27 protein-coding genes are annotated in these 22,997 nt (G+C 60.4%); 6 read left to right on the top strand and 21 right to left on the bottom strand.

Annotated elements, in window-relative coordinates:
• Positions 1-377: 377 nt before the first annotated feature.
• Entirely contained in the window at positions 378-2,168 is a 1,791-nt protein-coding gene (locus FE851_RS12500; RefSeq protein ID WP_145202811.1) for a hypothetical protein, read from the bottom strand.
• 263 nt (positions 2,169-2,431) lie between these two features.
• Between FE851_RS12500 and FE851_RS12495 the strand changes: the two genes are divergently transcribed.
• Entirely contained in the window at positions 2,432-3,169 is a 738-nt protein-coding gene (locus tag FE851_RS12495; RefSeq protein ID WP_145202808.1) for a hypothetical protein, read from the top strand.
• Between the two features lie 194 nt (positions 3,170-3,363).
• Here FE851_RS12495 and FE851_RS12490 read toward each other — a convergent pair whose 3' ends face one another.
• The 7 genes from FE851_RS12490 to FE851_RS12460 all read right to left on the bottom strand — a co-directional run bounded on the left by FE851_RS12490 (position 3,364) and on the right by FE851_RS12460 (position 11,758).
• Positions 3,364-3,555, bottom strand: coding sequence for a helix-turn-helix domain-containing protein (locus FE851_RS12490; protein WP_120251809.1), 192 nt, complete (start codon positions 3,553-3,555; stop codon positions 3,364-3,366).
• A gap of 382 nt (positions 3,556-3,937) precedes the next feature.
• Positions 3,938-6,424: a hypothetical protein gene (locus tag FE851_RS12485; RefSeq protein WP_145202805.1), complete on the bottom strand. Its 2,487-nt coding sequence runs from the start codon at positions 6,422-6,424 to the stop codon at positions 3,938-3,940.
• On the bottom strand, positions 6,421-8,142 hold the full coding sequence (locus tag FE851_RS12480) for a lytic transglycosylase domain-containing protein (RefSeq protein WP_170271901.1): 1,722 nt from the start codon (positions 8,140-8,142) through the stop codon (positions 6,421-6,423). Before FE851_RS12480 ends, FE851_RS12485 begins: the two co-directional genes overlap by 4 nt.
• 1 nt (position 8,143) lies before the next feature.
• A complete protein-coding gene (locus FE851_RS12475; RefSeq protein WP_120251812.1) occupies positions 8,144-10,240 on the bottom strand; it encodes a hypothetical protein in 2,097 nt (698 codons plus the stop codon).
• Entirely contained in the window at positions 10,240-10,803 is a 564-nt protein-coding gene (locus FE851_RS12470) for a hypothetical protein (RefSeq protein ID WP_232015792.1), read from the bottom strand. The genes FE851_RS12475 and FE851_RS12470 overlap by 1 nt, the downstream gene beginning before the upstream one ends.
• On the bottom strand, positions 10,791-11,084 hold the full coding sequence (locus tag FE851_RS12465; protein ID WP_145202802.1) for a hypothetical protein: 294 nt from the start codon (positions 11,082-11,084) through the stop codon (positions 10,791-10,793). Before FE851_RS12465 ends, FE851_RS12470 begins: the two co-directional genes overlap by 13 nt.
• The gene (locus tag FE851_RS12460; RefSeq protein WP_120251814.1) at positions 11,081-11,758 is read right to left on the bottom strand and encodes a hypothetical protein; all 678 of its coding nucleotides are present in this window, start codon (positions 11,756-11,758) and stop codon (positions 11,081-11,083) included. Before FE851_RS12460 ends, FE851_RS12465 begins: the two co-directional genes overlap by 4 nt.
• A 90-nt stretch (positions 11,759-11,848) precedes the next feature.
• Between FE851_RS12460 and FE851_RS12455 the strand changes: the two genes are divergently transcribed.
• Positions 11,849-12,373 (top strand): zinc finger-like domain-containing protein, encoded by a 525-nt coding sequence (locus FE851_RS12455; RefSeq protein WP_120251815.1) that lies wholly within the window; start codon positions 11,849-11,851, stop codon positions 12,371-12,373.
• Here the strand turns inward: FE851_RS12455 and FE851_RS27295 are convergent.
• The 13 genes from FE851_RS27295 to FE851_RS12395 form a co-directional block, all read right to left on the bottom strand.
• Positions 12,356-12,523: an HGGxSTG domain-containing protein gene (locus FE851_RS27295; RefSeq protein ID WP_409994487.1), complete on the bottom strand. Its 168-nt coding sequence runs from the start codon at positions 12,521-12,523 to the stop codon at positions 12,356-12,358. The two genes, FE851_RS12455 and FE851_RS27295, sit on opposite strands and share 18 nt — an antisense overlap.
• Positions 12,504-12,848, bottom strand: a complete 345-nt coding sequence (locus FE851_RS12450) for a hypothetical protein (RefSeq protein WP_120251816.1) — start codon at positions 12,846-12,848, stop codon at positions 12,504-12,506. Before FE851_RS12450 ends, FE851_RS27295 begins: the two co-directional genes overlap by 20 nt.
• Positions 12,849-12,851: 3 nt before the next feature.
• Positions 12,852-13,376, bottom strand: coding sequence for a terminase small subunit protein (locus FE851_RS12445; RefSeq protein ID WP_120251817.1), 525 nt, complete (start codon positions 13,374-13,376; stop codon positions 12,852-12,854).
• Positions 13,376-13,585: a hypothetical protein gene (locus FE851_RS12440; protein WP_145202799.1), complete on the bottom strand. Its 210-nt coding sequence runs from the start codon at positions 13,583-13,585 to the stop codon at positions 13,376-13,378. The genes FE851_RS12445 and FE851_RS12440 overlap by 1 nt, the downstream gene beginning before the upstream one ends.
• Positions 13,582-14,355, bottom strand: a complete 774-nt coding sequence (locus FE851_RS12435) for a phage antirepressor (RefSeq protein ID WP_170271900.1) — start codon at positions 14,353-14,355, stop codon at positions 13,582-13,584. Before FE851_RS12435 ends, FE851_RS12440 begins: the two co-directional genes overlap by 4 nt.
• Positions 14,348-14,860, bottom strand: a complete 513-nt coding sequence (locus tag FE851_RS12430) for a hypothetical protein (protein WP_120251820.1) — start codon at positions 14,858-14,860, stop codon at positions 14,348-14,350. Before FE851_RS12430 ends, FE851_RS12435 begins: the two co-directional genes overlap by 8 nt.
• Positions 14,857-15,633, bottom strand: a complete 777-nt coding sequence (locus tag FE851_RS12425; protein WP_120251821.1) for a helix-turn-helix domain-containing protein — start codon at positions 15,631-15,633, stop codon at positions 14,857-14,859. The genes FE851_RS12430 and FE851_RS12425 overlap by 4 nt, the downstream gene beginning before the upstream one ends.
• 178 nt (positions 15,634-15,811) lie before the next feature.
• Positions 15,812-15,946 carry a hypothetical protein gene (locus tag FE851_RS26745; protein ID WP_261370913.1) on the bottom strand — a complete coding sequence of 45 codons (135 nt, stop codon included), beginning with the start codon at positions 15,944-15,946 and terminating at the stop codon, positions 15,812-15,814.
• Entirely contained in the window at positions 15,943-16,179 is a 237-nt protein-coding gene (locus FE851_RS12415; protein ID WP_145202793.1) for a hypothetical protein, read from the bottom strand. The genes FE851_RS26745 and FE851_RS12415 overlap by 4 nt, the downstream gene beginning before the upstream one ends.
• A gap of 123 nt (positions 16,180-16,302) precedes the next feature.
• Complete coding sequence (locus FE851_RS27290) at positions 16,303-16,518, bottom strand: helix-turn-helix transcriptional regulator (RefSeq protein WP_120251824.1); 216 nt, start codon at positions 16,516-16,518, stop codon at positions 16,303-16,305.
• Positions 16,518-16,715, bottom strand: coding sequence for a helix-turn-helix transcriptional regulator (locus FE851_RS27285; RefSeq protein WP_120251825.1), 198 nt, complete (start codon positions 16,713-16,715; stop codon positions 16,518-16,520). The genes FE851_RS27290 and FE851_RS27285 overlap by 1 nt, the downstream gene beginning before the upstream one ends.
• Before the next feature lie 156 nt (positions 16,716-16,871).
• The gene (locus FE851_RS12400; RefSeq protein ID WP_170271899.1) at positions 16,872-18,227 is read right to left on the bottom strand and encodes a tyrosine-type recombinase/integrase; all 1,356 of its coding nucleotides are present in this window, start codon (positions 18,225-18,227) and stop codon (positions 16,872-16,874) included.
• 208 nt (positions 18,228-18,435) lie between these two features.
• Positions 18,436-19,425 carry a LacI family DNA-binding transcriptional regulator gene (locus tag FE851_RS12395; RefSeq protein WP_145202789.1) on the bottom strand — a complete coding sequence of 330 codons (990 nt, stop codon included), beginning with the start codon at positions 19,423-19,425 and terminating at the stop codon, positions 18,436-18,438.
• Positions 19,426-19,522: 97 nt separating this feature from the next.
• Between FE851_RS12395 and FE851_RS12390 the strand changes: the two genes are divergently transcribed.
• The 4 genes from FE851_RS12390 (at position 19,523) to FE851_RS27155 (ending at position 22,935) form a co-directional block, all read left to right on the top strand.
• A complete protein-coding gene (locus tag FE851_RS12390) occupies positions 19,523-19,717 on the top strand; it encodes a DUF4169 family protein (protein WP_145204367.1) in 195 nt (64 codons plus the stop codon).
• A 141-nt stretch (positions 19,718-19,858) separates the two neighbouring features.
• Complete coding sequence (locus FE851_RS12385; RefSeq protein WP_261370912.1) at positions 19,859-20,842, top strand: hypothetical protein; 984 nt, start codon at positions 19,859-19,861, stop codon at positions 20,840-20,842.
• A gap of 140 nt (positions 20,843-20,982) precedes the next feature.
• The gene (locus FE851_RS12380) at positions 20,983-22,200 is read left to right on the top strand and encodes an argininosuccinate synthase (RefSeq protein WP_107125614.1); all 1,218 of its coding nucleotides are present in this window, start codon (positions 20,983-20,985) and stop codon (positions 22,198-22,200) included.
• Between the two features lie 81 nt (positions 22,201-22,281).
• Positions 22,282-22,935, top strand: a complete 654-nt coding sequence (locus tag FE851_RS27155) for a methyl-accepting chemotaxis protein (RefSeq protein ID WP_276324375.1) — start codon at positions 22,282-22,284, stop codon at positions 22,933-22,935.
• The last annotated feature ends 62 nt before the right edge of the window (positions 22,936-22,997 follow it).

Genomic DNA, 22,997 nt, shown 5'->3' with positions numbered 1-22,997 from the left:
CTGATAGTCCCAAAGCGCCGGCTGGCGCCGACTCAGGCATGGGATGATGCCGTGGAAACATGGCGGCAGACGGACGCGGCGCGCAGAGCGTATGGCGAAGAGATTTTCGATCCGGCGTGGGACGCAGCTCAACAGCAGCGCCAGACGGAGGAGCGTGAATTGCAGCGTCAGATCGATGAGATCCCGCACTACACCACCGTACTATCTTATAAGGCTGCGTCTGGCACGCGCCATATGTCGACTGGCAATCCGGTCGATGTGCGCGCGGCTATGGTATTTCATGGATATGACGACGAAGAGGATTTTACTCTGTGTTGTCGTGAGCTGGTGCGCGGAATCGGGCATAGGTTTGTCAATCGGCGTGCAAACGGGACCCCCTATCGGCTGTCTCTTATACACATCTCGATGTGTATAAGAGACAGACACATCGCCATGCTGCCTCGATCCGATACCGGATGGTGTATAAGAGACAGACACATCGCCATGCTGCCTCGATCCGATACCGGATGGTGTATAAGAGACAGACACATCGCCATGCTGCCTCGATCCGATACCGGATGGTGTATAAGAGACAGACACATCGCCATGCTGCCTCGATCCGATACCGGATGGTGTATAAGAGACAGACACATCGCCATGCTGCCTCGATCCGATACCGGATGGTGTATAAGAGACAGACACATCGCCATGCTGCCTCGATCCGATACCGGATGGTGTATAAGAGACAGACACATCGCCATGCTGCCTCGATCCGATACCGGATGGTGTATAAGAGACAGACACATCGCCATGCTGCCTCGATCCGATACCGGATGGTGTATAAGAGACAGACACATCGCCATGCTGCCTCGATCCGATACCGGATGGTGTATAAGAGACAGACACATCGCCATGCTGCCTCGATCCGATACCGGATGGTGTATAAGAGACAGACACATCGCCATGCTGCCTCGATCCGATACCGGATGGTGTATAAGAGACAGACACATCGCCATGCTGCCTCGATCCGATACCGGATGGTGTATAAGAGACAGACACATCGCCATGCTGCCTCGATCCGATACCGGATGGTGTATAAGAGACAGACACATCGCCATGCTGCCTCGATCCGATACCGGATGGTGTATAAGAGACAGACACATCGCCATGCTGCCTCGATCCGATACCGGATGGTGTATAAGAGACAGACACATCGCCATGCTGCCTCGATCCGATACCGGATGGTGTATAAGAGACAGACACATCGCCATGCTGCCTCGATCCGATACCGGATGGTGTATAAGAGACAGACACATCGCCATGCTGCCTCGATCCGATACCGGATGGTGTATAAGAGACAGACACATCGCCATGCTGCCTCGATCCGATACCGGATGGTGTATAAGAGACAGACACATCGCCATGCTGCCTCGATCCGATACCGGATGGTGTATAAGAGACAGACACATCGCCATGCTGCCTCGATCCGATACCGGATGGTGTATAAGAGACAGACACATCGCCATGCTGCCTCGATCCGATACCGGATGGTGTATAAGAGACAGACACATCGCCATGCTGCCTCGATCCGATACCGGATGGTGTATAAGAGACAGACACATCGCCATGCTGCCTCGATCCGATACCGGATGGTGTATAAGAGACAGACACATCGCCATGCTGCCTCGATCCGATACCGGATGGTGTATAAGAGACAGACACATCGCCATGCTGCCTCGATCCGATACCGGATGGTGTATAAGAGACAGACACATCGCCATGCTGCCTCGATCCGATACCGGATGGTGTATAAGAGACAGACACATCGCCATGCTGCCTCGATCCGATACCGGATGGTGTATAAGAGACAGACACATCGCCATGCTGCCTCGATCCGATACCGGATGGTGTATAAGAGACAGACACATCGCCATGCTGCCTCGATCCGATACCGGATGGTGTATAAGAGACAGACACATCGCCATGCTGCCTCGATCCGATACCGGATGGTGTATAAGAGACAGACACATCGCCATGCTGCCTCGATCCGATACCGGATGGTGTATAAGAGACAGACACATCGCCATGCTGCCTCGATCCGATACCGGATGGTGTATAAGAGACAGACACATCGCCATGCTGCCTCGATCCGATACCGGATGGTGTATAAGAGACAGACACATCGCCATGCTGCCTCGATCCGATACCGGATGGTGTATAAGAGACAGATCCGAACCACTGTCTCCAAAATCACCATCCCGATCTCGCCGCCTGAAAATCCAGCCGGCTGCTTAAACCATCGACATGAGGGGTCCCTTTTAGGCGCCGATCACCCCGCGAACGGGGTCCTTTTTGCACGCCGATCCACAATAGGTTCGCAGCAGAGCAGGAAATCCGAGACCGCTTCGAATTCAGTCACGATGGGCCGTTTGATCCAGCGATAGACGCCGAGATGAAGCGGCTTGAGCAACTCGATCAACCGGCTTGGGATGCTGTCATCAGATTTCCAGCCGTTACGCTCGGCGACTTGGTTGCGAAGGTTGAATTCTTGCAATCGCAGGAATGCGACGTCGACCATGCTGAATTGCTGACCGATCTCACGCGAATCTGGAATGTCGGCCAACCTGTCAAAGACATCAACGATGTAGCAAATTGGCAGGAAGCAATGGGGGCCTACACCGCCGCGAAAGACGCCTACGAACGAGATCGTTCGGATGAGCTTTGTAACGCAATGATCGATGCTGAGTATCGCCTTCGCCGGATGCGGGCGCCTGACCTTGACGCAATCGAATGGAAAATCCTTTCTTTGCAGGTCGAGGCGGAAGACGCCACGCTCGGCCAGGCTGAATTTGATGTCATTTTGGGTGACCTGCGGAAACTTCGCACGGCCGAAGCGCCTGGCGCTGCCGTGTCGGAGATTTCGGTGGCGACGTTGGGCGATACACCCTTCATGTCTATCTGCCGGCAGTTCATGGCAGCGTACGAGGCGCTCAACGCGGCTGGCGGCGATGATGAAGGCCGCCTTGGAGAGGCTTACCACGCAGTTTTTCGCGTGCTGATAGAAACCCGGCCGTCAAACGATCGAGAATTCCGCCTGAAATTTCTCGCCCTATGGGGGGATGGCGGTGCGCCAAATGAGGAAATCGTCGCGAGCATGGTCAAGGACGCTGGCGATCTCTCCGCATTGTGACGGTGACGCGCGCATAAGAAAGCGGGCCGGAGTTACCGGCCCACTTTTTCGTTGATAGGGTTATTCGTCGCGCTTCGGCTTGCGCGGGGTAGTGGCGCGAAAGCGAAAGGCCTGTCCCTTCGGCTTACACAATCGGCTGCCATTGCGCAGCGTTATACACTGCACAATTACCCATTCGCCGTCGTTGCTGCCCATCAGAAAGGAAAGGAGCCTTGGGCAGCCTGAACGTCGGGATACCTGTATCCCCGCATGATTTCGGAGACCCGCCCCTGATTAACGCCGACGAGGGCGGCAACCTGATGCTGATAAAGCCCCTGGCTTTGCACCAGGAACTTAATATGGGCCGCCATTTCAGGCGATATGGGAGGAGATGAAGTGCGTTTCATAGCATTGGCTTTCTACCAAATGCGATGAACCGGGTTGACAATTGCCCGGTAGAACGTCAGTTTCTACCGGCTTTCAGCAAAAATCGACCGCGGTTCACTCGCGGTTAGCGGCCTGGAATCGTTGGAGCGATTCTGGGCCGCATTCGTTATGCAACGACTTGTTATTGCGCACAAGCAAAAATCCTCCTCAGAAGCTCGCAGGGCGCAATTCGCCAAGAAGTGGGGCATGACGCCATCGAGTCCCATTTTGTCACTGTGGTGGCGTCCTGGGTGGCAAATCGAGGGGGTTAAGAGGTGGCCCTCTCCCCACTTGCGCACCGCGCAGGTAGAGAATTGTTAACCATTCATACGCGTTCCGCTTTGGTACCCGTCTTGTTTCGGTTCAGTTCGGCGCCGCTTCTCCCGGCCGCCACCAGTATTCCTGATCCATCTCGCGCCGGGCGCGGGCTTCCATTGATCTGAATCGCTCTTGGTAGTCCGGGTCCAACTCCTTCTGGAGCTGGTCGAGCAAGATGCGTTCATAGGCCAGCCGCGCATACCAAAGCGAACCGCCGGGCGTGTAGTTGCGCGCGAACTGGACGGCTTCTTTACCGATCTTCGTGTCTTCCGTCGGCCGTCCGCGCGCCGCCTCCCAGGCATTGGAAGTCCCCTCAATGGCATTGCCGATCGTCAGCTTGCGTATATCGTTGGCCGCGGCGACGGTCGGACCGGCCAGTGTTTCCGCCATCCCGCGATCATAGCGATTGACGTCGGAGAAGAGAAAATCGCCGTAAATGCCAAGGCCGCCACCCTGGAGTATTGCGGCGCCCCAAAATTCGCCAGCATGTTCGCCCGTCATGTCGATCGGCTCTTTGCCTTTGGCGATCTGCTTCAGCTGATAGGCGAGGGCGCCCATGGCGGTCGCGCCGATGAACAGGTTCGCAGCGTATCCGACCTTGGCCATCCTTCCCTTTTGCATCAGCGCCCGCTGGCCATGGGTGAACATCATCGTCACCCCGAAATTCTTGTATTGCGCAACGGAACGGACCAACTCGCCAACGAACGTGCCGGGCGGCGCGTCGGAAAAGAGCAGTGCCTTGCCGCGCACGCTTGCGCTGGGGACGGCAAACTCGGTCTCGGTTTGCACCATTTCGAGCAGGCGTGTCGCGAGATCGTTCGCTATGCCTTCCGGAATGTCACGGCGGCCGGCCAAGTCGTCGGGCCGCAGGAATGTCGCTCGCTGGTGAGAATAGACGGGAGTCTTGCGGACGATGTCCCATTCTTCTGCGCTAATGCCATAGCGTCCCAGCGTGTTCCGAAGCGGCAGGGGCAATGCCGAGAAGCCATTCCCGCGGTTATCAGCCATGAAGCCCATGAACTCCATGCCGAACGCCCATCGACCTGCCTGCGTCCAAGGTGAAAGCATTGATGCCCGCATCGTGAAGTCGGACAGCCGTCGCGCGATCTCCGGGCCCGCCACTTCATCGGTGTAGCGCTGCTGGGCCGACGCGATCGTCGACCAGTTTTCTGCGATCAGGCCCAGCCGCACCGCCAGTTTCTGATCTTCGGTTACGGTAGGCCGGAAGAGTTTGACGTAATTGCGGAGAACCCCGGTGATAGGCAAGCCGCTGAATTTCGCTGCCATGCGCTGAAAGGCAAGGTCAGATACCGCCGTTAGGGACGCGCTTCCCAACTGCGCAGATACCAGCATGGATCGAGTGCCAGCGAGTGCATTACCCCAGTTGCTGTTGATTGGAGCATTTGAACGGCCTGACAGGTGCGACCACATATCGCGCATCTGCTTGACTGCCGATCGAGCTCGCTGACTGCGCATGCCCTTGCCCGTCTTGGCATCCGCTTCGGCCGCCTGCTTCGTGATCATTTGCTCCATCCAGCGCATCGTAGCGCTCGGGTTGGGGCCGAGTACCTCCAGCGCTGCAATGTCGCGAGCCATGCCATCGATGTAACCCAGCATCACGTCGAACGGCGTGCCTTTGGAGAAGCGCCCCTGATACTCCAGCCAGGCGTCGGCATCCTTGAACGCGAGATAGCGCGGATCGGCTCGGCGATTGCCGAGCTTGCCGTTGATGGGGACGCCGGACGGCTCGACGCTGTTCCATCCCTGCGTCGAGATCGTGTCGAACACCTCCCGCAGCGTCCGCTCCACCTGCGCCGGCGTCATCGGTCGACCGGTCAGATCGTCATACATGCGCGATGGGTCCAGCCGCGGTAACACAAAGGCGCGCCACTCGTCGAAGCCTGCCTTGCGCACCGCCACCATGTCATGGGTCTGGGGCAGGCCCCAATCCGCGCGCTTCGGGATATGGCCCCCAGCCTGGTTGAACCGCTGGCGAAGATATTCATGCGTCTCGGTCCATGCCGTGGTCAGCTCGCGCGCGCTGGCATTGTCGATCTTCTGCCCGAACGAGGCGCGCGCCAGATCATCCATCTCAGCGTCGTTGCGGACGCGGCCGAGGAGATCGCGTCGGAAGGTGGCGAGAACCTCCGTCATGCGGCCATGAGCTTGGCCGAGGATCGATTTGCGCCGGGCCTCCATGTTGGAAAAGGTGGCTGCTTCATCGCGATCGAAATGCGCAGTCGCGGCGGCTGCCCAGTCCTCCCGGCCCTTGGCGTCGCGATAGCCACGGAGATTGCCCATGATCTCACGCTGGCGGGATGCCTGAAGGAGGGTCTGCCTCCGCTTTTCCGCTGCCTCCCGCTTCATGCGCTCCAGCGCCCGATGCGTGGCCTGAGCCGCTGCCTCGTCGGCGCCCAGCTCGTCGCCGATGGCGGCCCGGATCTCCTCGAAGATCTTGCGGGCCTGCTCTTCACGGCCGGGATCGATCGCGCCGGTTGCCGCGAGGGTGGATAGGCATTTGTCGAGGCTCATAGCAGGCAGGCTTCCACGGCTGAAATAAATGCGTCGTCCGCGTCATGCTCGGCGAACAGTTCCTGGAGCGGGCGCATGACCGGCACGGCCTGGCCGTCGGTCACAGCTTCCTCGATGGCGATCGCCGGCATGTCGTCCGCCACGACGCCAGCGCGCTCCAGCACGCTCGGCACATATTCGCGAGTTTCCTTGATCGGGATGCGCCGCGCCCATTCGGCATCGGTAATAGCGCCCGTGCGGGGGTCGCCGATCTTTTTGATCCACTGGTCCACGCGGCCTGGTCCGGCGTTGTAGGCCGCGAGTGCCATCGAGACATTGCCGTCATAGCGCGTCATCATGGCGTCGAGATAATCACGGCCGACGCGCGCACGCTCTGCCTCGCTGCTATCGGCCGCTGGCCGGACGCCGAAACCGGGATCAGCATTTGTGCCCGGCATGACCTGCATCCGGCCGCGCGCGCCTTTGGGACTGACCGCGTTGGGATTGCCACGGGATTCCTGCCCTATCACGGCGTTGATGAGCCGGTCGCGGGGGATCGCTTGCGCCGGCGCGGCGCCAGCCTGCGGAGCGGCGGCGGCTGGAAGCCCGGGCGGCGGCGCTGCCATCGCTGCGCGGATGTCGTGGGTCAAAGCTGCGATTTGGTCAGCCTGGCCGGGACCGGCTGGTTCTGAGAATGTGGCGAGCCGCTCCTGCACCGAAGGAGTAACAGGCGGGAGCGGCTCGCGGCCGGTAAATCCGTCATCAAGGGCTTGAGCCGTGGCAGCCTCAAGCGCTTCACGATGGCGGACCTGCCCGGATGGCGTATCTTCGAATGGGTTGAGGCGATCGATCTCCAGATTTTCGGCGACGACGTCACGAGCAGCCTGAATTTCTGGATCGGGCATGTCCTTGGTGGCGGCCAGCAACTCCTCATCGGACAGGGTGCGTACCCGGCCGGGCTGGAATTCCTTACCAAGGCGCCGGAATCCTTCCACGCTGCCCCCGACCACACCGCCCAATACGCCGGCGGCAGTCACCGAAATGGCGGCCTCCTTCGCGGTCATGGGTACGCTGATCTCTTCCCGACGCTGCGCTATGATGGGAAGCGTCACGGCTTCAGTCGCGGCATTTATCCCCGCCTCGCGAAGGGCGGTATTCAGGATTGAGCGCGAAGGCCCGCCGCCAAGCACTAGCGTCGCAAGGTTGACCGGGTCGGAGAAGCCTCCAGACAATGCGCCGGCGAACCCGCCGATCGTCCCCATTGTCGTGGCACGGTCGCCGACGTCGCCCTCTCGCTCCAGCTGCGCTTTCGCCCGCGCATTGATTTGCTGGATGAAAGCTGCACGATCCGCACCCAGCTCGGCGAGAAACTTCGGGTCGGAACGGCGACGGCGCCCGATCTCGTCCCAGATCCGTTGCTCCTGTGCCGGGATGCCCCTGTCCCCTACGACCCATGGACTGTTGCTCTCCCCGCGATAGGGGTTGGTGAACATCCGGTCGCGATCGGGGGAAACCAGCGTCCAGCCGCCAGCTTTGCGAAAGCCCTGATTGAGACTTTCGATAACCGGCTCGTAGGCATCGGCCAATGTGAGATCCCGGCTGTCGGTGCGTCCAGCCATGCTGGTGGATCGATATGCCTCTCGAAAGTTGTCGAGGAAACCGGTGGCGGGACCGGTGGCGAAATCGGCTGGAGCTTGGCCTGTCTCGCCATCCTCCCCGAAGAAATAATCCTGCGGCATCTCAGAACCCCAGCCAATCACCGACTTGTTCAAGTACACCCTGTGGCGCCCGGCCGCGAAGGCGTGGGACGAGGGCATTCATATCAAGAATGAATTGCCCCTTTGGACCGCGCAGAAATTGCGTCCCGCGCTTGTCGAGCGCCACGGAGTAGCGGCCGCTGCCGGCATCAAAGAGGTAGCCGGAGCGCAGCGTTTCCAGATTCACAGGCTTGCCATTGCCATATGTCGGCCTCGCACCGATCGCCTTCAGATCATCGGCATTGATCCTGCCCATGAGGGTGCCGAATTCTTCAGGCGCGACGCCGGGCGGGAGGATGATATTGTTTCCACGATAGCTGCCTAGCCCGCCGACGCGGCTGCCATCCTGTCTGTAGGTTGCTCCAGCCGCGCGATTGAGGGCCTTACCCCATGTGTCGGGATCTACGAACTTCGGGTCGAGACCAGCCGCGACTGCTTCACTCGCATATATGGCCTGCGCCGATTTGAAGAGCGCGCCCCGCGTTTTCGGCGTGAATGCTAATGCCGATCCAAGCCCGGGCGCCGCCTGGAAAGCATCGAGTGAAGGGATGGCGACAGCCTTATCTTTCCACGCCTGCTGCCCTGCGAAAATCCGTTCGGCCGTATCCTTGCCCCCTGGCACGGTGGCCGCCAGCCCGCCGGCATGGGCGAAGATCGGATCTGCGCCCGAAATGCTGCCCAGCACATCCCGGCCATAGCGACCGAAGCCCGTGACGATGTTTTCGGCGATCTTGCTTTTTTGCTGAGTGTTGGCCTTCGCGATCTGCCCCGCCATCAGCGTTGCTTCTTCATCAGTCAGGAAGGTCGGGGGCGTTCCATATCGCTCCGATACAGCTAGGCTCGTCTTGATCCGGGCCTGCATACTGCGGGCGTCCCTATAATCCACCGGTGCCAGTTGAGCCACACCAGCCTCCGCGGCCCATGATAGCGGGTCCGATTTCAGCCGGGCGCGCATCTTGCCCAGCAGCTGCTCGCCAGCATCGATGCGGGCAGCCTGCACCGGTGTGCGCTGGCCCTTCTCTCCACGCTGCTGGTTGAGCCAGCCCTGCAATTGGTCCGGCCGCCACTGGCGGGCCTCGCTGGTAAATGTCTGGACCTCACCAGCCGAACGCAGACGCAATGCCAAGACCGGCTTGTCGAGCTGATCGAGACGAGAGGCGAGCTTGCCCAGCGAGGTGGCGTCGACCTCATGGCCATTGTCGATCATGTCGAGCACATCGCGGGCCTGCTCGGAAACAAGGGCAGCCTCTTCCCGCTGTTCCTGCCGCGCCTGCGCCTGCATTCGGCGCAGCTCGGCCGCTTCAGCGCTCCGGCGGGTGCGGATCTGATCCTGCACGGCATCAACATCACCTGGCTCCATCCGCGCGCCGTAGACCTTCAGATATTGCTCACCCAAATCAGGGGCGACGTCCGAGAGGCGATTGCCGGCCAGCCGTCGGGCAGCCGATTCGGTCTTAAGGCTCTCGATTGCCACCATCTCCGGCGACCATCCCTTGCGCTCGCCCATCTTGCGGACCTCGCCCAAGGCGGTGGCGATATGCTTGTCGGCGACGGCTGGATCGTCATACGCGGTACCAGCGTCCGACACCGATAGGGCGATGCGTGCAGCCTGCGTATCGTCCTGCCAACTATCGAATTCCTGTGCGACATGGCGTGATACGAGAGACTGGGCTGACAGCATACGCTGGTCGGCGACGCTATCGAAGGCACGCTGCGCGATCGGTGTGCTGAGGGTGCCGCGCAGTTCGGATCGTCTTCGCTCGATCTCTTTCATTGTCGGCTCAAACGCATCTTTGGCATCCTTGCCATGCTTGTTGCGGAGGCCGGTTTCAGGATCATCCATGGCGCTCTGGATGAAGGATGCAAACTGGTTATCGGCCTCCTTGGCGCTGGTTTCCTCTTCCTCGGCGACGATGCGTGCGCGCACCTGAGCATAGTCGCCGATCGCTGCGCCGGTTTTCATGAGCCCAGTCGCGACGGCGCCGAACAAGCCGCCGTTATTGTCGGCCGGGCGGAAGCGCGCCTGTACCGGGGCGATTGGGCCTACGGTAGGGGCTCCGTATTGGGGGATGCGCGGCATTAGTAGATGCTCCCGGCTTTAATGCCATATGCGTTGCGGCCGACGCTCCCGAACTGAGCCTTCAAAGTGCCGTACTGTTGCGCACCGCTGAGCGCGGTTGTTGCTACACCGAACGCGCCATCCACCAGTGCGCCGGACGCTGACTGTCGGGATGCCTGCGCCTGCGCACGGTAATTGGCGGATTCGATGTCAAAGCCCTTCACGGCATTGGCGCCTTGGTCGATAATCCGCTGGGCATCCTCACGGCCGAGCATCGCCGTATCGGCCGAAAGGTCCGCCGCGTTGCCAAAGCCCAAGTCGAGCCCGCCGGCCGCCATCGCGACACGCTGCTGCCCCTGAAGCTGCGCCTGTCGTCGCCAGTGTGTCTGCAATTCCTGGCGCGTGGCGTCCTGCTGGGTGCGGGCGGCCTCGGCAGACAGGCGGGCGTTCTGGTCCGAAACTTGGGCTTGGTATCGGGACTGTGCGCTGGACTGCAGGGCGGCAAAGCCGGTCCCAGCCGCAGAGATCGCCGTTCCGATGAGCGCGAGGGTTGCGACTGGGGCGCACACGGTCAGCGGGTCCACTTCATATCAGGCGTCCATCCACTGGTTGGACGACGGATCGCCTCCGGTGGCGTGTAGACCCCAGCCGGTGGCGGCACATCCGGCAACTGGCCAGTCCGCCGGCACTCATTGGCAACACGTTCATCGTTGCGATGGTTAGCGTTCCAAACCGCCCATTCTGCAGGATCGACCGGCTCGAACTTCCAGTCCAACCCCTCTCGCTCGACGGTCCCGCCGATTTCGGCGATGCGATCGTCAGGTTGGGGTAGCTGAACGCGAACGAGGGCGCGTTGCTGGCTCATGAAAGTTTCTCCCCCTGGGGGCAAAGGGAAGCGGCACGCGCTCGTATCTTCGCATTGACCTTTGCGACAAACGAGGTGAGCCCGCCAACCCGTTCATACTCTGTACGCGCGTTGGCGCTGGGAACAGTGGAGAAGGTGACGCCTTCTTTCGCGAGCAGACCGGACAGTAACGCCATATCGCGGCCGTCGAAGAGATCCTCCTGCAAGGCTGACACAGCGTGCGAGTGCCGCGCCTTGTCGCCTGGCGTTACAGATGCCATCGAATATAGCTGCTTGGCATTCTCTTTGATTGTCGAGCCAGCCGCGTCATAATCGACGACAAGCCGTGCGAGCAGCTTGGCGGCATCCTGAATCTTGGCGGCGATTGCCAGCCGGTTGACAAGTTGCCGGTCAATTTCGGTAATGCGGGCAGCCTGTGCAGCCTGGGAACGGCTAAGCGCATCGCCTGCCGCACGCCGACGGGCTTCCTGCCATGCAGCCTCCAAACTGCGACGTCGGTTCTTGAGCGCATCCAGCGTCACCAGTGTCTTGTCGACATCATCCTGGGTCGTTTCGCCGAGAACCTGCTGATAGCCGGCACGGTGATGATCATCCTCGGCAACGCGGATCTGCTGATCCAGCGCATCCCGCTGCGCGATATAATCCTGTTCGGTGAAAGTCGGTTTGTCTGCCACGGTCGAAACTCCTCCTTGTCGATCGTCGCTGCGACGATAGGGTTCGACATCGAGCGGTTGAATCGACCGATCGAAGGCAGGAGGTGACCAATGGATTTGATCGCGGCGTTATCATCGCTCAAGACGGCGAGCGAGGTCGTGAAGGCCATCAGGGCTGCCGAGAAATCACTCGATGAGGCAACACTGAAGCAGCGCTTGGCTGATGTCACCGTCGCGCTCGCCGACGGCCGGGTGGCGCTGGCGGAGGTGCAGGAAGTGCTGGCGGGCAAGGACAAAGAGATATCGGAGCTCAAGGCGGCCATCCAGCAGATAGGTGAACTGGTGGAAGGGCCTGGGGGATACTATTATCTCCCAAATGAAGATGGCACCCCGAAGGGCGCTCCCGTATGCCCGAAATGCAAAGCGGAAGGTCGCGTGATGCAGACCGTGCAGTCGCGGTTGGCGAACAAAGCTCAATGCCCAACTTGCAAAAACGAATATCAGCCCGTTTCGATCTACTTGCCATCCGGCGTCACGGCCGCTGAAGAGACCAGCCGCCGACGCAAAGAAATTGCCGATCAAAGCCGAGCGGTGAACCGCAACCCATTCGGGCGGGATTCATGGATGCGAAGGTAAGGATACTACGTCAGACATGAGCCTTTTGCGGCTGGGCGTCTTTCCACCGTGTAGATGGCAGCGTCCGTTGCGCATCGGCATCTTCTGACAAGGCTCTCCATCTCGCCGCACTGCGCCGCAAACTTGGCGGTCAGTCGCGGTAATGCGCATCGCTATGCACCCCGCCGATATCGTCACGATACTGCTCAAACGTCCGCGTGTCGCCACGTCGTTTCAACTCGGCTTCGATGAGCGCCTGATGATCCATGCCATCGGCGCGCATCCCATTTGAAAGGGCGCGCACGCGATTGCGCCCCCGCTCAATCGCAGCAGCCATATCCTGATCTTCCGGCGGCATCATGCTCCGGATCAAGATCATCTGTTCTTGCATCTTCTGCCCGCGAGGAATTTCCGCATACTCCAGCAGCAAATTCCCCAGTTCTCGACACTGCTCTTGGGTTGACCGTTCCAGGAAGCTGATGATGTCAAATGCCATGTCTTATCCCTTCTGTTTGCTTACGCTTTGCGCGAGAGCCGCCAAGCGGACCGCTATTTCGTTCTGGCTCAACCCATTTGCGGCGGAAGGAGCCGCCTCAGCTTCACCAATTTTCAGCATTGCTGAATCGCCGTACCGTTTGGGTGACAGTCGGGCAGCGAGCCATTTGCGGCTATCAACGCGAAGACGAGAGCGCTGCACATGCTCATAATCCAGCTCTTTGCCATTCTCGCCCTCCACCCAGTCATACTTGGCGTCGTCGGCAATCTCGATAATCTCTTCTGCCAGCACCTCAGCATATAGCGCTTTGGCGGCGACATAACCCGCGCGGAATTCCGGATCGGCGGCAATCCAGTTCATGACGGTGGATTTGCACGGCATCCCTTCACGATCGCAGATGCTGCGAATGCTTTCGCCGGCGACGATGAACTGCAGGATTTCCTGGCGGATTTTCTCCGTCTTTCGGCTCGCGCGTGCGCGCGTGCGTACTGGTCCAACTGTGAGGGCACGCCCATCGTTTTTTGCCATCAATGAAGCTCGTCATAGCGGTCGTTTGAAGGTGCTGGCGGCGGAGATGGCGAGCAAAAGATGGGAGCCTCTTTCCCATAAGCCTTGGCGAGCGAAACGTAATTCCGGCGCACCCAGTCCCAATCCGGCTCCTGCCCGCCGTTGCGCTGTTTCAGCCATGCGCGAAACTCGGCAGCATCGATGTTCATTTGGATGTGCCCGTCCATCATGATGGTTCCGCGCCTTTCCAAGTATCGGCCTTTTCAGATGCCATCATTTCCGCGATCTTCGCGATGCCTTTGGGCGTCAGCAATACCTGTTCTACGAACTTCGCCGGCTGGCCCGGCCGCTCCAGCCGCGTGACTTTGTGGGTGATGAGCCCAGCCGAGATCTTTGCTTGGTAGCCCAGCCACCGCGAACCGCCCGATCGACGGTAGATCCACAGTCGTTGCTCCATCCAGCCGAACAGCGCGCGCGGGCCGGTATTAAGAGCTTTCGCCGCATCGGTAATGGATAGCGCGCCCTCTGCATGGGTCAACTGCGCGAGCGCCGCCGCTTGGGTGGCCAACTCGTTGTTGCGATTTTCAAGTGCCAGTGCTCTGCCAGTATGTTCGAGCAACAGGCGCTGTAGGACAGCCGGGTCACTCAGGTTAAGCGGCGCGGCTGCAGCGCCGTAATGTCCGGAGCGCCGGATCGATGGCAGCACTTCCGACGTCACCCACTTGGTAAAGCGTTTCGCGGCTGGTTTCCTGCTCCTCAACATGAGCTTGAACAGCCCGCTTTCATTGACGACGAGCAGGTCGGGGTTGCCGCGACCGCGATTAACATCCGGATTGCGGATGCTATCGCGCTCGTCGTCATCGAGCCGAGCGGCTGCGTTGCCTACGTTCTGAAGCTCGAGGACCGCACAAACGTCTGCCAGCGCGAACCAAGGCTGGCCATCTCGATCAGTGATCCGCACGGGGCGGCTCTCGAATTTGAACGGGGTAAGGTCAGTCATTTCCATCTCCGGTATCACGGAGCGGCTGTTGCCATTCTCTATCGTGCTTCATCACCAGCATCTCTGCGCGGTTGGCGCGGGCCATGCGTCTGGCGCGAATTGGAGCGCTGATCTGCTCAATTTCGGCGACGGTCGGGAAAAAGCGACAGGTGCGCAGGATCGCATCGAACACGGCTTTGAGATCGGTCGCTGCTAAGCTGCGAAGAGCATGGCGCATCATCGTCATCCGCTCGGCAGCTTCTTCGTCCGTCATCCCGCGAGGACACGGCATCATGTTGGCCACGTGCGCAATCATTCGATTGATTTGCAGGGGAGTGGCGGCTGTGGCTTGGCACGCGAGGACGTAATCTCGCAGTTTCTGTGCGCTAATCGGCCCTATCACCGGCAGATCATTGAATGCGGCACTTTCGTCGAGCAGCTTGCTTAACTTAGGTGGCAACAATCGATGCGCCTCACGGGCAAGCACGTTGCCCGACTGATCAGCGATCGCGATATGGGCGTTCATCCGCTTTTTCCTGCGTGGAATTGGTGATCATGAAGTTCGCGAGCCAGATGCTCGGCCTCAAAGCGCATTGCGGCCCTCACCAGTGGGTTGCTGTATTCCTGCGGTGCGGTAGCCGCGCTGGTTGTGCGCAATACGCGGTCATGCACATCCCGAATCCTGTTGTGCCACGTTCTATCCCAGTCGAGCTTTGTCGCATTGCGAGCTGCCGACCGCCAGAAATCACGAAAGCTATCAAGCTCACGTTCCTCACGTTTCGCTGGCCATTGCGCGACCAGCTGGGCCACAGATCCCGGCAATGGACCAGGGCACCAGCCGTCGGGAAGTCGAGTGCCGCGCGCGCCGATCTTTTCTGAAGAAATCGCGGCTCTCTGAGGAAGGGTATCCTTGATTGGTTCCTTGACTGTATCCGTCACCCGTTTTCGGGAGGCTTCAACCTCCCGTTTTAGGTCGGCTTGAGTAGAAGAAACGGGCGGCTTCCTTTTTAGGGAGGCTACCTTTTCCGGCCCCCTTTCAAGGTGCAGTCGATATACCTTGATCTGGCCCGACTTACCCTGTCGGCGGCCGGTGTCAGAGATCAGTTGAATCTCCTCCAGCCGATCAAGGGCTGTGGTAGCGGTCTTATGGTTCATGTCGCCGAAGGCTGCGATCGCAGCCGTTGAGGGATAGGCTTCGCCATCTTCGTTGGCGTAATTGGCCAGGCACAGCAAAACCATCTTCGCTGCCATTTTTCCGGGCTGCTGCTTGCTAGCCCAAGCGAGCGCGTCGAAGCTCATATCGCTTCCCCTGATCTGTCGATGATCCGCGAGCCGCGCGTGCGGCGAAGACCATCTGCCCAGGCGCGTGCTCTGTCATAGTCCGGAAGCTCGGCGTCGAGGGGCTCGTCCGGTATCGGAGGCTGGACTATCACGCTGAACCCGTCGCGATTGGGCAGCGGCTGTCTCTTATACACATCTAGATGTGTATAAGAGACAGGTCATAGTCCGGAAGCTCGGCGTCGAGGGGCTCGTCCGGTATCGGAGGCGGGACTATCACGCTGAACCCGTCGCGAGTGGGCAGCGGGGCGACCTCGATGACACGAGAAGTCATGCCGCGCCTCCGAGGGCCGTCGCCAACGGATTGACGATTATCGGCAAGCCCATGCGCACGTCATGCTCGCGAATGATCGACATGATGCAGCCGAACGTGACAAGCGCTTCGGATGGTGGGTACGCTTCTGCTTCACCGCCAAAGCCAATCTTCCGGGCGCCCCACAATTCTCCATCCGGGAACACGAGCCAGCCGCGGAGAGGCCTTCCGGGAAATGCGATCACTTCACCCACGGCCCACCTCCGCGCTTGCGATGGTGATTCGGCTGAGGTACGATCGGGCGTTATCGAAAATCATGATGGAGATGGCCCCTTGCTTGCCGGCGGGGGCCATTTCTTTTGGTGAAGCCCGCGCGGTCACTGGGGCGCCTCCTGGAAGGTCGATAGGCGTGTCCGTTCGGCCATCCAAGCATCGACATCGCTACGCCGATACCGAACTACGCGCGCAGAGATTTTCACGTAGCGGGGGCCGCCTCCTTCACACCGCAACTTGTTCCAGAAATCGCGGGTCAGAGAGGTGTACGAAGCGAGATTCTCAACGGTCAGATATTCGTCACCAGCGTCCGCGACCATTACGCGGCCTCCCGCGCGCGGAGGCGAGCGTCCAGCCACTCGTCTATCTCGTGCTCCACCCACCCGAGCGCGCGCGAACCAAGTTTAACCGGCTGAGGAAAGTCGCCAGCATTGCGCATTATCCAGATCGTCGAATGAGACAGCCCGGTCCGGCGGCGCACCTCCGGTTCACGAATGAAACACAACTTTCCGTCCATACGTCACTCCATCGTCAATGAGTGACAGGGACAGTTAAAGCGATTTTAGAAAAGTTGTATCGACTAGAAAATTCATTATTATCAATGAGATAATTGCAATTTTCTTTGTTTTTAAGCGTTTGTAGCGATGGTAACGGATACAATACGTCGCTCTTTTTACTCGCTTTGTCGCAGCCTGAATTCCACTTTGCGCGCTAGGTCGGCGTATCGCTGATCATCGTCCAGCACGCCGCAAAGATATTCGCCATAGCGCTCGGCAGCCTCACATTTTTCCTCGAAGAAGTCCCAATGCTGATAGTGCAGCGCCGTTTTCGACAAATCCCGGTCCCTGTGATCCTGAAGCCGGTCGATGATGTTGGAGGCAATGCCCAACGCTTGCATCACAGTTGCCATCGTCCGACGGAAATCATGGCTGGTCCAATGGGGCAGGGGAGAGTCATGTATTTCCTCAATCATGGCATCCAGGTCGGCCTTCGCTGCGCTAAACCCCGCAACAGGCTTGATGCCTTTCGATGTGAACATCGGCCGATCCTTTTCCGCGATCGTGATGCCAGCGGGAGGGGCGATACGGGGAAGAATCTCCACTACCCTCATGGCATATTCGTTCAGCGGAACGAGAAAGTCGCCGCGCTTGTCTGATTTCGGCCGCTTCATCTCGGCGGCAGGGATAAGGATTGCCTCATTGTCCAGTTGAAACTGGCCCCACTTACGGTTGGCCACGTCACGAATTCGCAGCCCAGTGGCGAGCTGAAGTTGAAACATGGTGCCGAAGGGATAGCCCATGGCAAGGGCGGCCTTCCAAATGATCTTCATCTCGGGCCCGCTCAAAACTCGATCGCGCACAGTGGTCTCTGCCGGCGCAGGCATGTCTTTCATGGGATGCCAGAAAAAGATCGTCTCGGCGGTGGCCCAATTGTACAGTTTCCGGAGCGCCTTGTGGGCTGCGATCCCAGCGGAGGGGCTTCGCTCGACAAGCTTGGCAAGCGCGATGCGTATCTCTTCGCGCTTCAGCTCGTCGACACGACGATTGTTGAACAACCGACCGATGTCGCGCAGCGCCCTTGCGGTTCCTTCCCAACTGCGCGGCTGGTGCGGTTTCGCATATTCCTCGATAAATCGCTCTGAGAACGAATTGTAGGCCCGATCGTTTGCGATGTTCCTAGCGATGGCGGCATCATCATGGGCCTGTTGCTCCGCCATCCGGCGCCGGGCACGTTCCTCGAATGGGTCTATGCCCTTGCGGCGCATCCGAAGGATTTCAGCCGCCTCTTCGCGCGCCGCTTTTGGTTGCCACTCTGGGCCATGCCTTCCAATTGTGACCCGTCTCGTTTTGGCGCTACCACCTGGACGATACTGGACTATATATGACTTCACCCCGCCGCCTCGGACGCCGGGTGGAGTTACGGTGACACCGAAGCCAGCGAGCTCGGTATCCCAAACGGTGAGGCGCTTCTTGGGGTCTGGATCGGGCTCCAGCCGATCAACGAATTCCTTGGTCAACTTCGCTTTCATCACACCTTCCAGATAAGCACTGGATAAGCACGCCATGGCCTATACCGTCATTTCCGTTCCAACCATAAGCGGCGAAGGCATGTTAAAACAAACGGATTTCTCAAGTTTGTAGAATTATGGACAACTATGCGCGGGGAATATTCCAAACCTTCCAAGCTTGTGATGCGGGTTCGATCCCCGCTACCCGCTCCAGCCCTTCCTCAGCAGATCAGCCCGGCCTTGGCCCGCAACTGCCCCGCTCCACCAGCGTGAACAGAAATTCCGGTTCGTCGAGCGGCCCGTTGGCGAGCGCGTCGATGACCGATCGGCCCATTTCCTCAAGCGGTTGACGCACCGTGGTCAGCGGCGGCCAGCTGGTGAGACTCGCGGGGGTATCGTCGAAACCGACCACCGACAGATCGTCCGGCACGTTCAGGCCCATGCGATGGGCCAGGGTCAGTACGCCCAGCGCCATGTCGTCATTGGTCGCAAAGATCGCCGTGGGCGGCTGCGGCAGGGCCAGCAGCGCTTCGCCTGCCGCGATGCCCGACGTGAAATCGAAACCGCCCGGCACGAACAGCGCGTCGTCGACAGGCAGGCCCGCCGCGCTCAACCCGTCGCGAAACCCCTCGACCCGGCGCAGCGCCGCGCGGTGCGAGGGCGGGGGAGGGATAATGCCGATTCGCCGGTGGCCATGCCCGATCAGATGGTCGGCGACCATCCGCCCGGCGGCACGTTCGGGCGTGTGGATGTTGAAGCTGGCCGCGACAACCGATCCCGCGATCCGTGCGCAGGGCAGGCGCAATTCCGCCAGGCGCGCCAATAGCGCTTCATTGTCCGACAAGGGCGGCACCAGCAGCACGCCGTCGGGCCGCAACGCCGCGACCAGCCGGTCCAGCACGTCGAACCATTCCTCGCCCGCTGCCGAAATCGGCTCCACCACCAGATGATAGCCCAGTTCGCGGCAGCGCGCCGCCGCGCCGGACTGGATGCCGCTGATATAACCGGGGGCGGGGTTGCTGTAGAGATAGGCGATCATGAAGGAACGCCCGCCCGCGAGCCGCCGTGCCGACTGATTGGGGCGATAGCCAAGCTGATCGATGGCCGCCTGCACCCGCCTGCGCAGGTCCGGGCTGACATTGGGGGCGTTGTTCACGACACGCGACACAGTCTTGATGGATGCCTTGGCCAAAGCGGCGACGTCGTGGATGCTGGTCATAAGCCTGTCATGGAAGGGAGACGCCACGCTTGGCAAGTCATGATCGCGACTCCTATGATAGATGCTGAACGAGCCGCACATGAAGGGTCATCGGCACATGAGCAATGTCGTCAATCTGCGTCAGGCGCGCAAGGTGAAGGCGCGGGCCGACAAGGCGCGCGCGGCAGACAGCAATCGCGCCAAATTCGGCCGGACGAAGGCGGAGCGGATCGCGCAGGGCACGGATCAGGCGCGGCAGGACGCTTTGCTGGATGGCGCATATAGGGAAAGTCGCCGTTCAGACGAAACATAGTATAGTTCTGTAAATCTGCGGTTCATTTGAAGATGAACCATTGTTCATCTCAATCAATCTGCCGCTTATCCGCCTCCTTCCGTCCCGGAATCGAGAGTCGCCTTGCAGTCGATTGAAGATGTCGCGGGTTCTTCTCTCGCTATGACTGAACACACAAGCCCCATTCGCCCCGCCAGGGCCGCGATCGCCGCTGTTTTGGCTCTCAGTGCAACCCCTTTGCTGGCGCAGGAAATCGCCCCGCCGCCGGTTGCCCCCACCGTGACGGCCCCCGCCACGCCTTCGGTACCCGCGGCCGCGCCCGTTGCCGCTGCGCCAGCCACGCCGACATTTGCGCCGAGCGCGCCGGTCGTGCAGGCAACCCCGTCGGTCGAGGAGCGTCGCGCCGCAGCCATTGCCGCCGCTGAAGCGGAGGCCGCCGCCACGCCTGCGCCTGCCCCGCGCCGCGCCGCGCCGCGCAGCGTGGAACGGGCCGCTGCGCCGGTAGCACCTGCCGCCATAGCCCAATCTGCTGCCCAGTCGGCCCCGGCTGTTGCGCCGCCGACAGTGACGCCAGCTCCCGCTGCACCAATCGTTGCGCCTGAGCCGATGGCCCAGGCTCCCGCCGAGCCTGTCATGGCCGAGCAGCCAGCCCGGACCGACAATGCGCTTCTGTTCGCCATGGGCGGCGTCGCTCTGTTGCTTGCCGGACTGGGTGGCGCTGCAATGATGCGCCGTCGGCGTCCCGCTGACGCGGTTGTGGACGATCAGGCCGTCGCGCCGATGGCCCAGCCGATGCCTGTTGCCGCGACGATGCCGGTTGAGGCCGCGCCGGAACCCGTCAGGCCAGCGCCTGCCGCGCCGCGTACCGCTCTTACGCCCGCTGCCCCGGCAACGGACGAGGAGCGCACGATCGCGGCGATGGTGGCCGCGCCGCCCAGCGCGGAAAATCCTTTCCTCACCCATGCCAAGCGGCTGCGTCGGGCAAGGTTCCTGCTGGCCGAGCGCCAGGCGATCGAAACCCCGCCAGCGCCCCGCGCGGCTGACCCGGTTGCAGCCCCTGCTCCGGCGGTCGATCGCAGCCAGACCGTCTATCGCTTCGGCAATGATGGTGTGCGTACCGGCCTTCTGAAGCCGCGCACGTCCTGATTGGACTGAAGACAGAGTGAAGGGACCGGAGGCGCTACGCTTTCGGTCCCTTTTTGCCTGTCCGGTTGCACTTTTGCACACTGGCTGATACGCGCCGCGCGCATCATCCGCGCCACCCTTGCACAGAAGAGTCGCTAGCCATGTCAGACAAGATCAACCGCATCGTCCTTGCCTTTTCCGGTGGCCTCGACACCAGCGTGATCCTGAAATGGCTGCAACAGACCTACCAGTGCGAGGTGGTGACCTTCACCGCTGATCTGGGGCAGGGCGAGGAACTGGAGCCCGCGCGCGCCAAGGCCCGGCTGATGGGCGTCAAGGAAGAGCATATCTTCATCGACGATCTGCGCGAAGAATTTGTGCGCGACTATGTGTTCCCGATGATGCGCAGCAATGCGCTTTATGAAGGTCTCTATCTGCTCGGCACCTCGATCGCCCGGCCGCTGATCGCCAAGCGCCAGATCGAAATCGCCAAGATGGTGGGCGCGGATGCCGTGTCGCATGGCGCGACGGGCAAGGGCAATGACCAGGTCCGTTTCGAACTGGGCTATTATGCCCTGTCGCCCGACATCAAGGTGATCGCGCCGTGGCGCGAATGGGATCTGACCAGCCGCACCCGCCTGATTGAATTTGCCGAAAAGAACCAGATTCCAATCGCCAAGGACAAGCGCGGCGAAAGCCCCTTTTCGACCGACGCGAACATGCTGCACACCTCGTCCGAGGGCAAGGTGCTGGAAGATCCGTGGGATGAAGTGCCCGACTATGTCTATTCGCGGACGGTCAACCCGGAGGACGCGCCCGACGCGCCCGAATATATCACCATCGATTTCGAGCGCGGTGATGGCGTGGCCATCAACGGCGTCGCCATGTCCCCGGCAACGCTGCTGGAAACGCTCAACGATTATGGCCGCAAACATGGCATTGGCCGTCTCGACCTGGTCGAAAACCGCTTCGTGGGCATGAAGTCGCGCGGCATGTATGAAACGCCGGGCGGCACCATCTATCACCTCGCCCATCGCGGCATCGAGCAGGTGACGCTGGATCGCGGCGCGGCGCATCTGAAGGACGAGCTGGCCCCGCGCTACGCCGAACTCATCTATAACGGCTTCTGGTTCAGCCCGGAGCGTGAGATGTTGCAGGCGGCGATAGACCATAGCCAGGAAAAGGTCACCGGCACGGTGCGGCTCAAGCTGTACAAGGGCGGCGTCTATGTCGTTGGCCGCAAGTCGCCTTATTCGCTCTACAGCGAAAAAGTCGTGACGTTTGAGGATGATGCGGGCGCCTATGACCAGCGCGACGCAGCAGGCTTCATCAAGCTGAACGCGCTGCGGCTGCGCTTGCTGGGTCGGCGGGACCGCTGACAGGTATCACGCGCGGCCTGCCGCATGGTTAGGCAAGCGTTAACCGATTGTAGCCCATGCCTCCATTTCGGAGGCATGGGCATGTACGGTATAGAGTTGGAAACATCGTCAATCTGTCGCGCAATCGAACGCTCGACGGCGATCGTCAGCTTCGACATGCATTGTCGCGTCATTGGCGCCAACGACAATTTCCTGACCCTGTTCGGCTATGCTTTCGCAGATATAGAATTGCGCCCGCACAGCCTGTTCTGCGAACCGGGCTTTGCCGATACGCCCGGTTATGCGGCGTTCTGGGACAGGTTGCGCGCGGGACAGTTCGACACTGGCGTCTATCGGCGGCAGGATCGGCACGGTCGGCTGATCTGGATCAGGGGCAGCTATAATCCGATCTTCGACGATCAGGGCGTGCAGATCGGCATCATCAAATTCGCGACCGACATCAGCGCCGAACAGGAAGCGATCGCCGCGCGCGAGGATGCCGAGAGGCGCCTCAATCGCCAGGAACGCGACCGCCGCGCCAGCATAGAGCAGGTGCTCTGCGAAGTCGGCGGCATTGTCGATACGATTGACGGCATTGCCCGCCAGACCAATTTGCTGGCGCTCAACGCATCGATCGAAGCGGCGCGCGCGGGGGAGGCGGGGCGCGGCTTTTCCGTCGTCGCGGCGGAGGTGAAGAAGCTCGCGCTCGATACGCAGGCCGCCACGCGTGACGCCCGCGCCTTCATTTCGGGCTGATACGCGGTTACAAATTGCGACAGTTTGCCGGTTGCACTGACATAGTTGCGGGACAAATCCTG

Source organism: Sphingobium sp. B2 (assembly GCF_007693735.1).
Taxonomy (GTDB): Bacteria; Pseudomonadota; Alphaproteobacteria; order Sphingomonadales; family Sphingomonadaceae; genus Sphingobium; species Sphingobium xenophagum.
The sequence above is the reverse complement of the archived record's forward strand: the minus strand, read 5'-3'. Positions and strand labels throughout refer to the sequence as shown.

Bases quoted from the DNA above. Each gene is read 5' to 3' on its own strand.
- FE851_RS12455 (WP_120251815.1), top strand. From the start codon at position 11,849: ATGGATTTGATCGCGGCGTTATCATCGCTCAAGACGGCGAGCGAGGTC.
- FE851_RS27285 (WP_120251825.1), bottom strand. From the start codon at position 16,715: ATGGACGGAAAGTTGTGTTTCATTCGTGAACCGGAGGTGCGCCGCCGG.
- FE851_RS27290 (WP_120251824.1), bottom strand. From the start codon at position 16,518: ATGGTCGCGGACGCTGGTGACGAATATCTGACCGTTGAGAATCTCGCT.
- FE851_RS12390 (WP_145204367.1), top strand. From the start codon at position 19,523: ATGAGCAATGTCGTCAATCTGCGTCAGGCGCGCAAGGTGAAGGCGCGG.
- FE851_RS12380 (WP_107125614.1), top strand. From the start codon at position 20,983: ATGTCAGACAAGATCAACCGCATCGTCCTTGCCTTTTCCGGTGGCCTC.
- FE851_RS12465 (WP_145202802.1), bottom strand. From the start codon at position 11,084: ATGAGCCAGCAACGCGCCCTCGTTCGCGTTCAGCTACCCCAACCTGAC.
- FE851_RS12400 (WP_170271899.1), bottom strand. From the start codon at position 18,227: ATGAAAGCGAAGTTGACCAAGGAATTCGTTGATCGGCTGGAGCCCGAT.
- FE851_RS12475 (WP_120251812.1), bottom strand. From the start codon at position 10,240: ATGCCGCGCATCCCCCAATACGGAGCCCCTACCGTAGGCCCAATCGCC.
- FE851_RS12385 (WP_261370912.1), top strand. From the start codon at position 19,859: ATGACTGAACACACAAGCCCCATTCGCCCCGCCAGGGCCGCGATCGCC.
- FE851_RS12430 (WP_120251820.1), bottom strand. From the start codon at position 14,860: ATGAACGCCCATATCGCGATCGCTGATCAGTCGGGCAACGTGCTTGCC.
- FE851_RS12445 (WP_120251817.1), bottom strand. From the start codon at position 13,376: ATGGCAAAAAACGATGGGCGTGCCCTCACAGTTGGACCAGTACGCACG.
- FE851_RS12480 (WP_170271901.1), bottom strand. From the start codon at position 8,142: ATGCCGCAGGATTATTTCTTCGGGGAGGATGGCGAGACAGGCCAAGCT.
- FE851_RS12440 (WP_145202799.1), bottom strand. From the start codon at position 13,585: ATGATGGACGGGCACATCCAAATGAACATCGATGCTGCCGAGTTTCGC.
- FE851_RS12500 (WP_145202811.1), bottom strand. From the start codon at position 2,168: ATGGCGATGTGTCTGTCTCTTATACACCATCCGGTATCGGATCGAGGC.
- FE851_RS12495 (WP_145202808.1), top strand. From the start codon at position 2,432: ATGAAGCGGCTTGAGCAACTCGATCAACCGGCTTGGGATGCTGTCATC.
- FE851_RS12395 (WP_145202789.1), bottom strand. From the start codon at position 19,425: ATGACCAGCATCCACGACGTCGCCGCTTTGGCCAAGGCATCCATCAAG.
- FE851_RS12450 (WP_120251816.1), bottom strand. From the start codon at position 12,848: ATGGCATTTGACATCATCAGCTTCCTGGAACGGTCAACCCAAGAGCAG.
- FE851_RS26745 (WP_261370913.1), bottom strand. From the start codon at position 15,946: ATGACTTCTCGTGTCATCGAGGTCGCCCCGCTGCCCACTCGCGACGGG.
- FE851_RS12435 (WP_170271900.1), bottom strand. From the start codon at position 14,355: ATGACTGACCTTACCCCGTTCAAATTCGAGAGCCGCCCCGTGCGGATC.
- FE851_RS27295 (WP_409994487.1), bottom strand. From the start codon at position 12,523: ATGCGCATTACCGCGACTGACCGCCAAGTTTGCGGCGCAGTGCGGCGA.
- FE851_RS12485 (WP_145202805.1), bottom strand. From the start codon at position 6,424: ATGAGCCTCGACAAATGCCTATCCACCCTCGCGGCAACCGGCGCGATC.
- FE851_RS12425 (WP_120251821.1), bottom strand. From the start codon at position 15,633: ATGAGCTTCGACGCGCTCGCTTGGGCTAGCAAGCAGCAGCCCGGAAAA.
- FE851_RS27155 (WP_276324375.1), top strand. From the start codon at position 22,282: ATGTACGGTATAGAGTTGGAAACATCGTCAATCTGTCGCGCAATCGAA.
- FE851_RS12490 (WP_120251809.1), bottom strand. From the start codon at position 3,555: ATGAAACGCACTTCATCTCCTCCCATATCGCCTGAAATGGCGGCCCAT.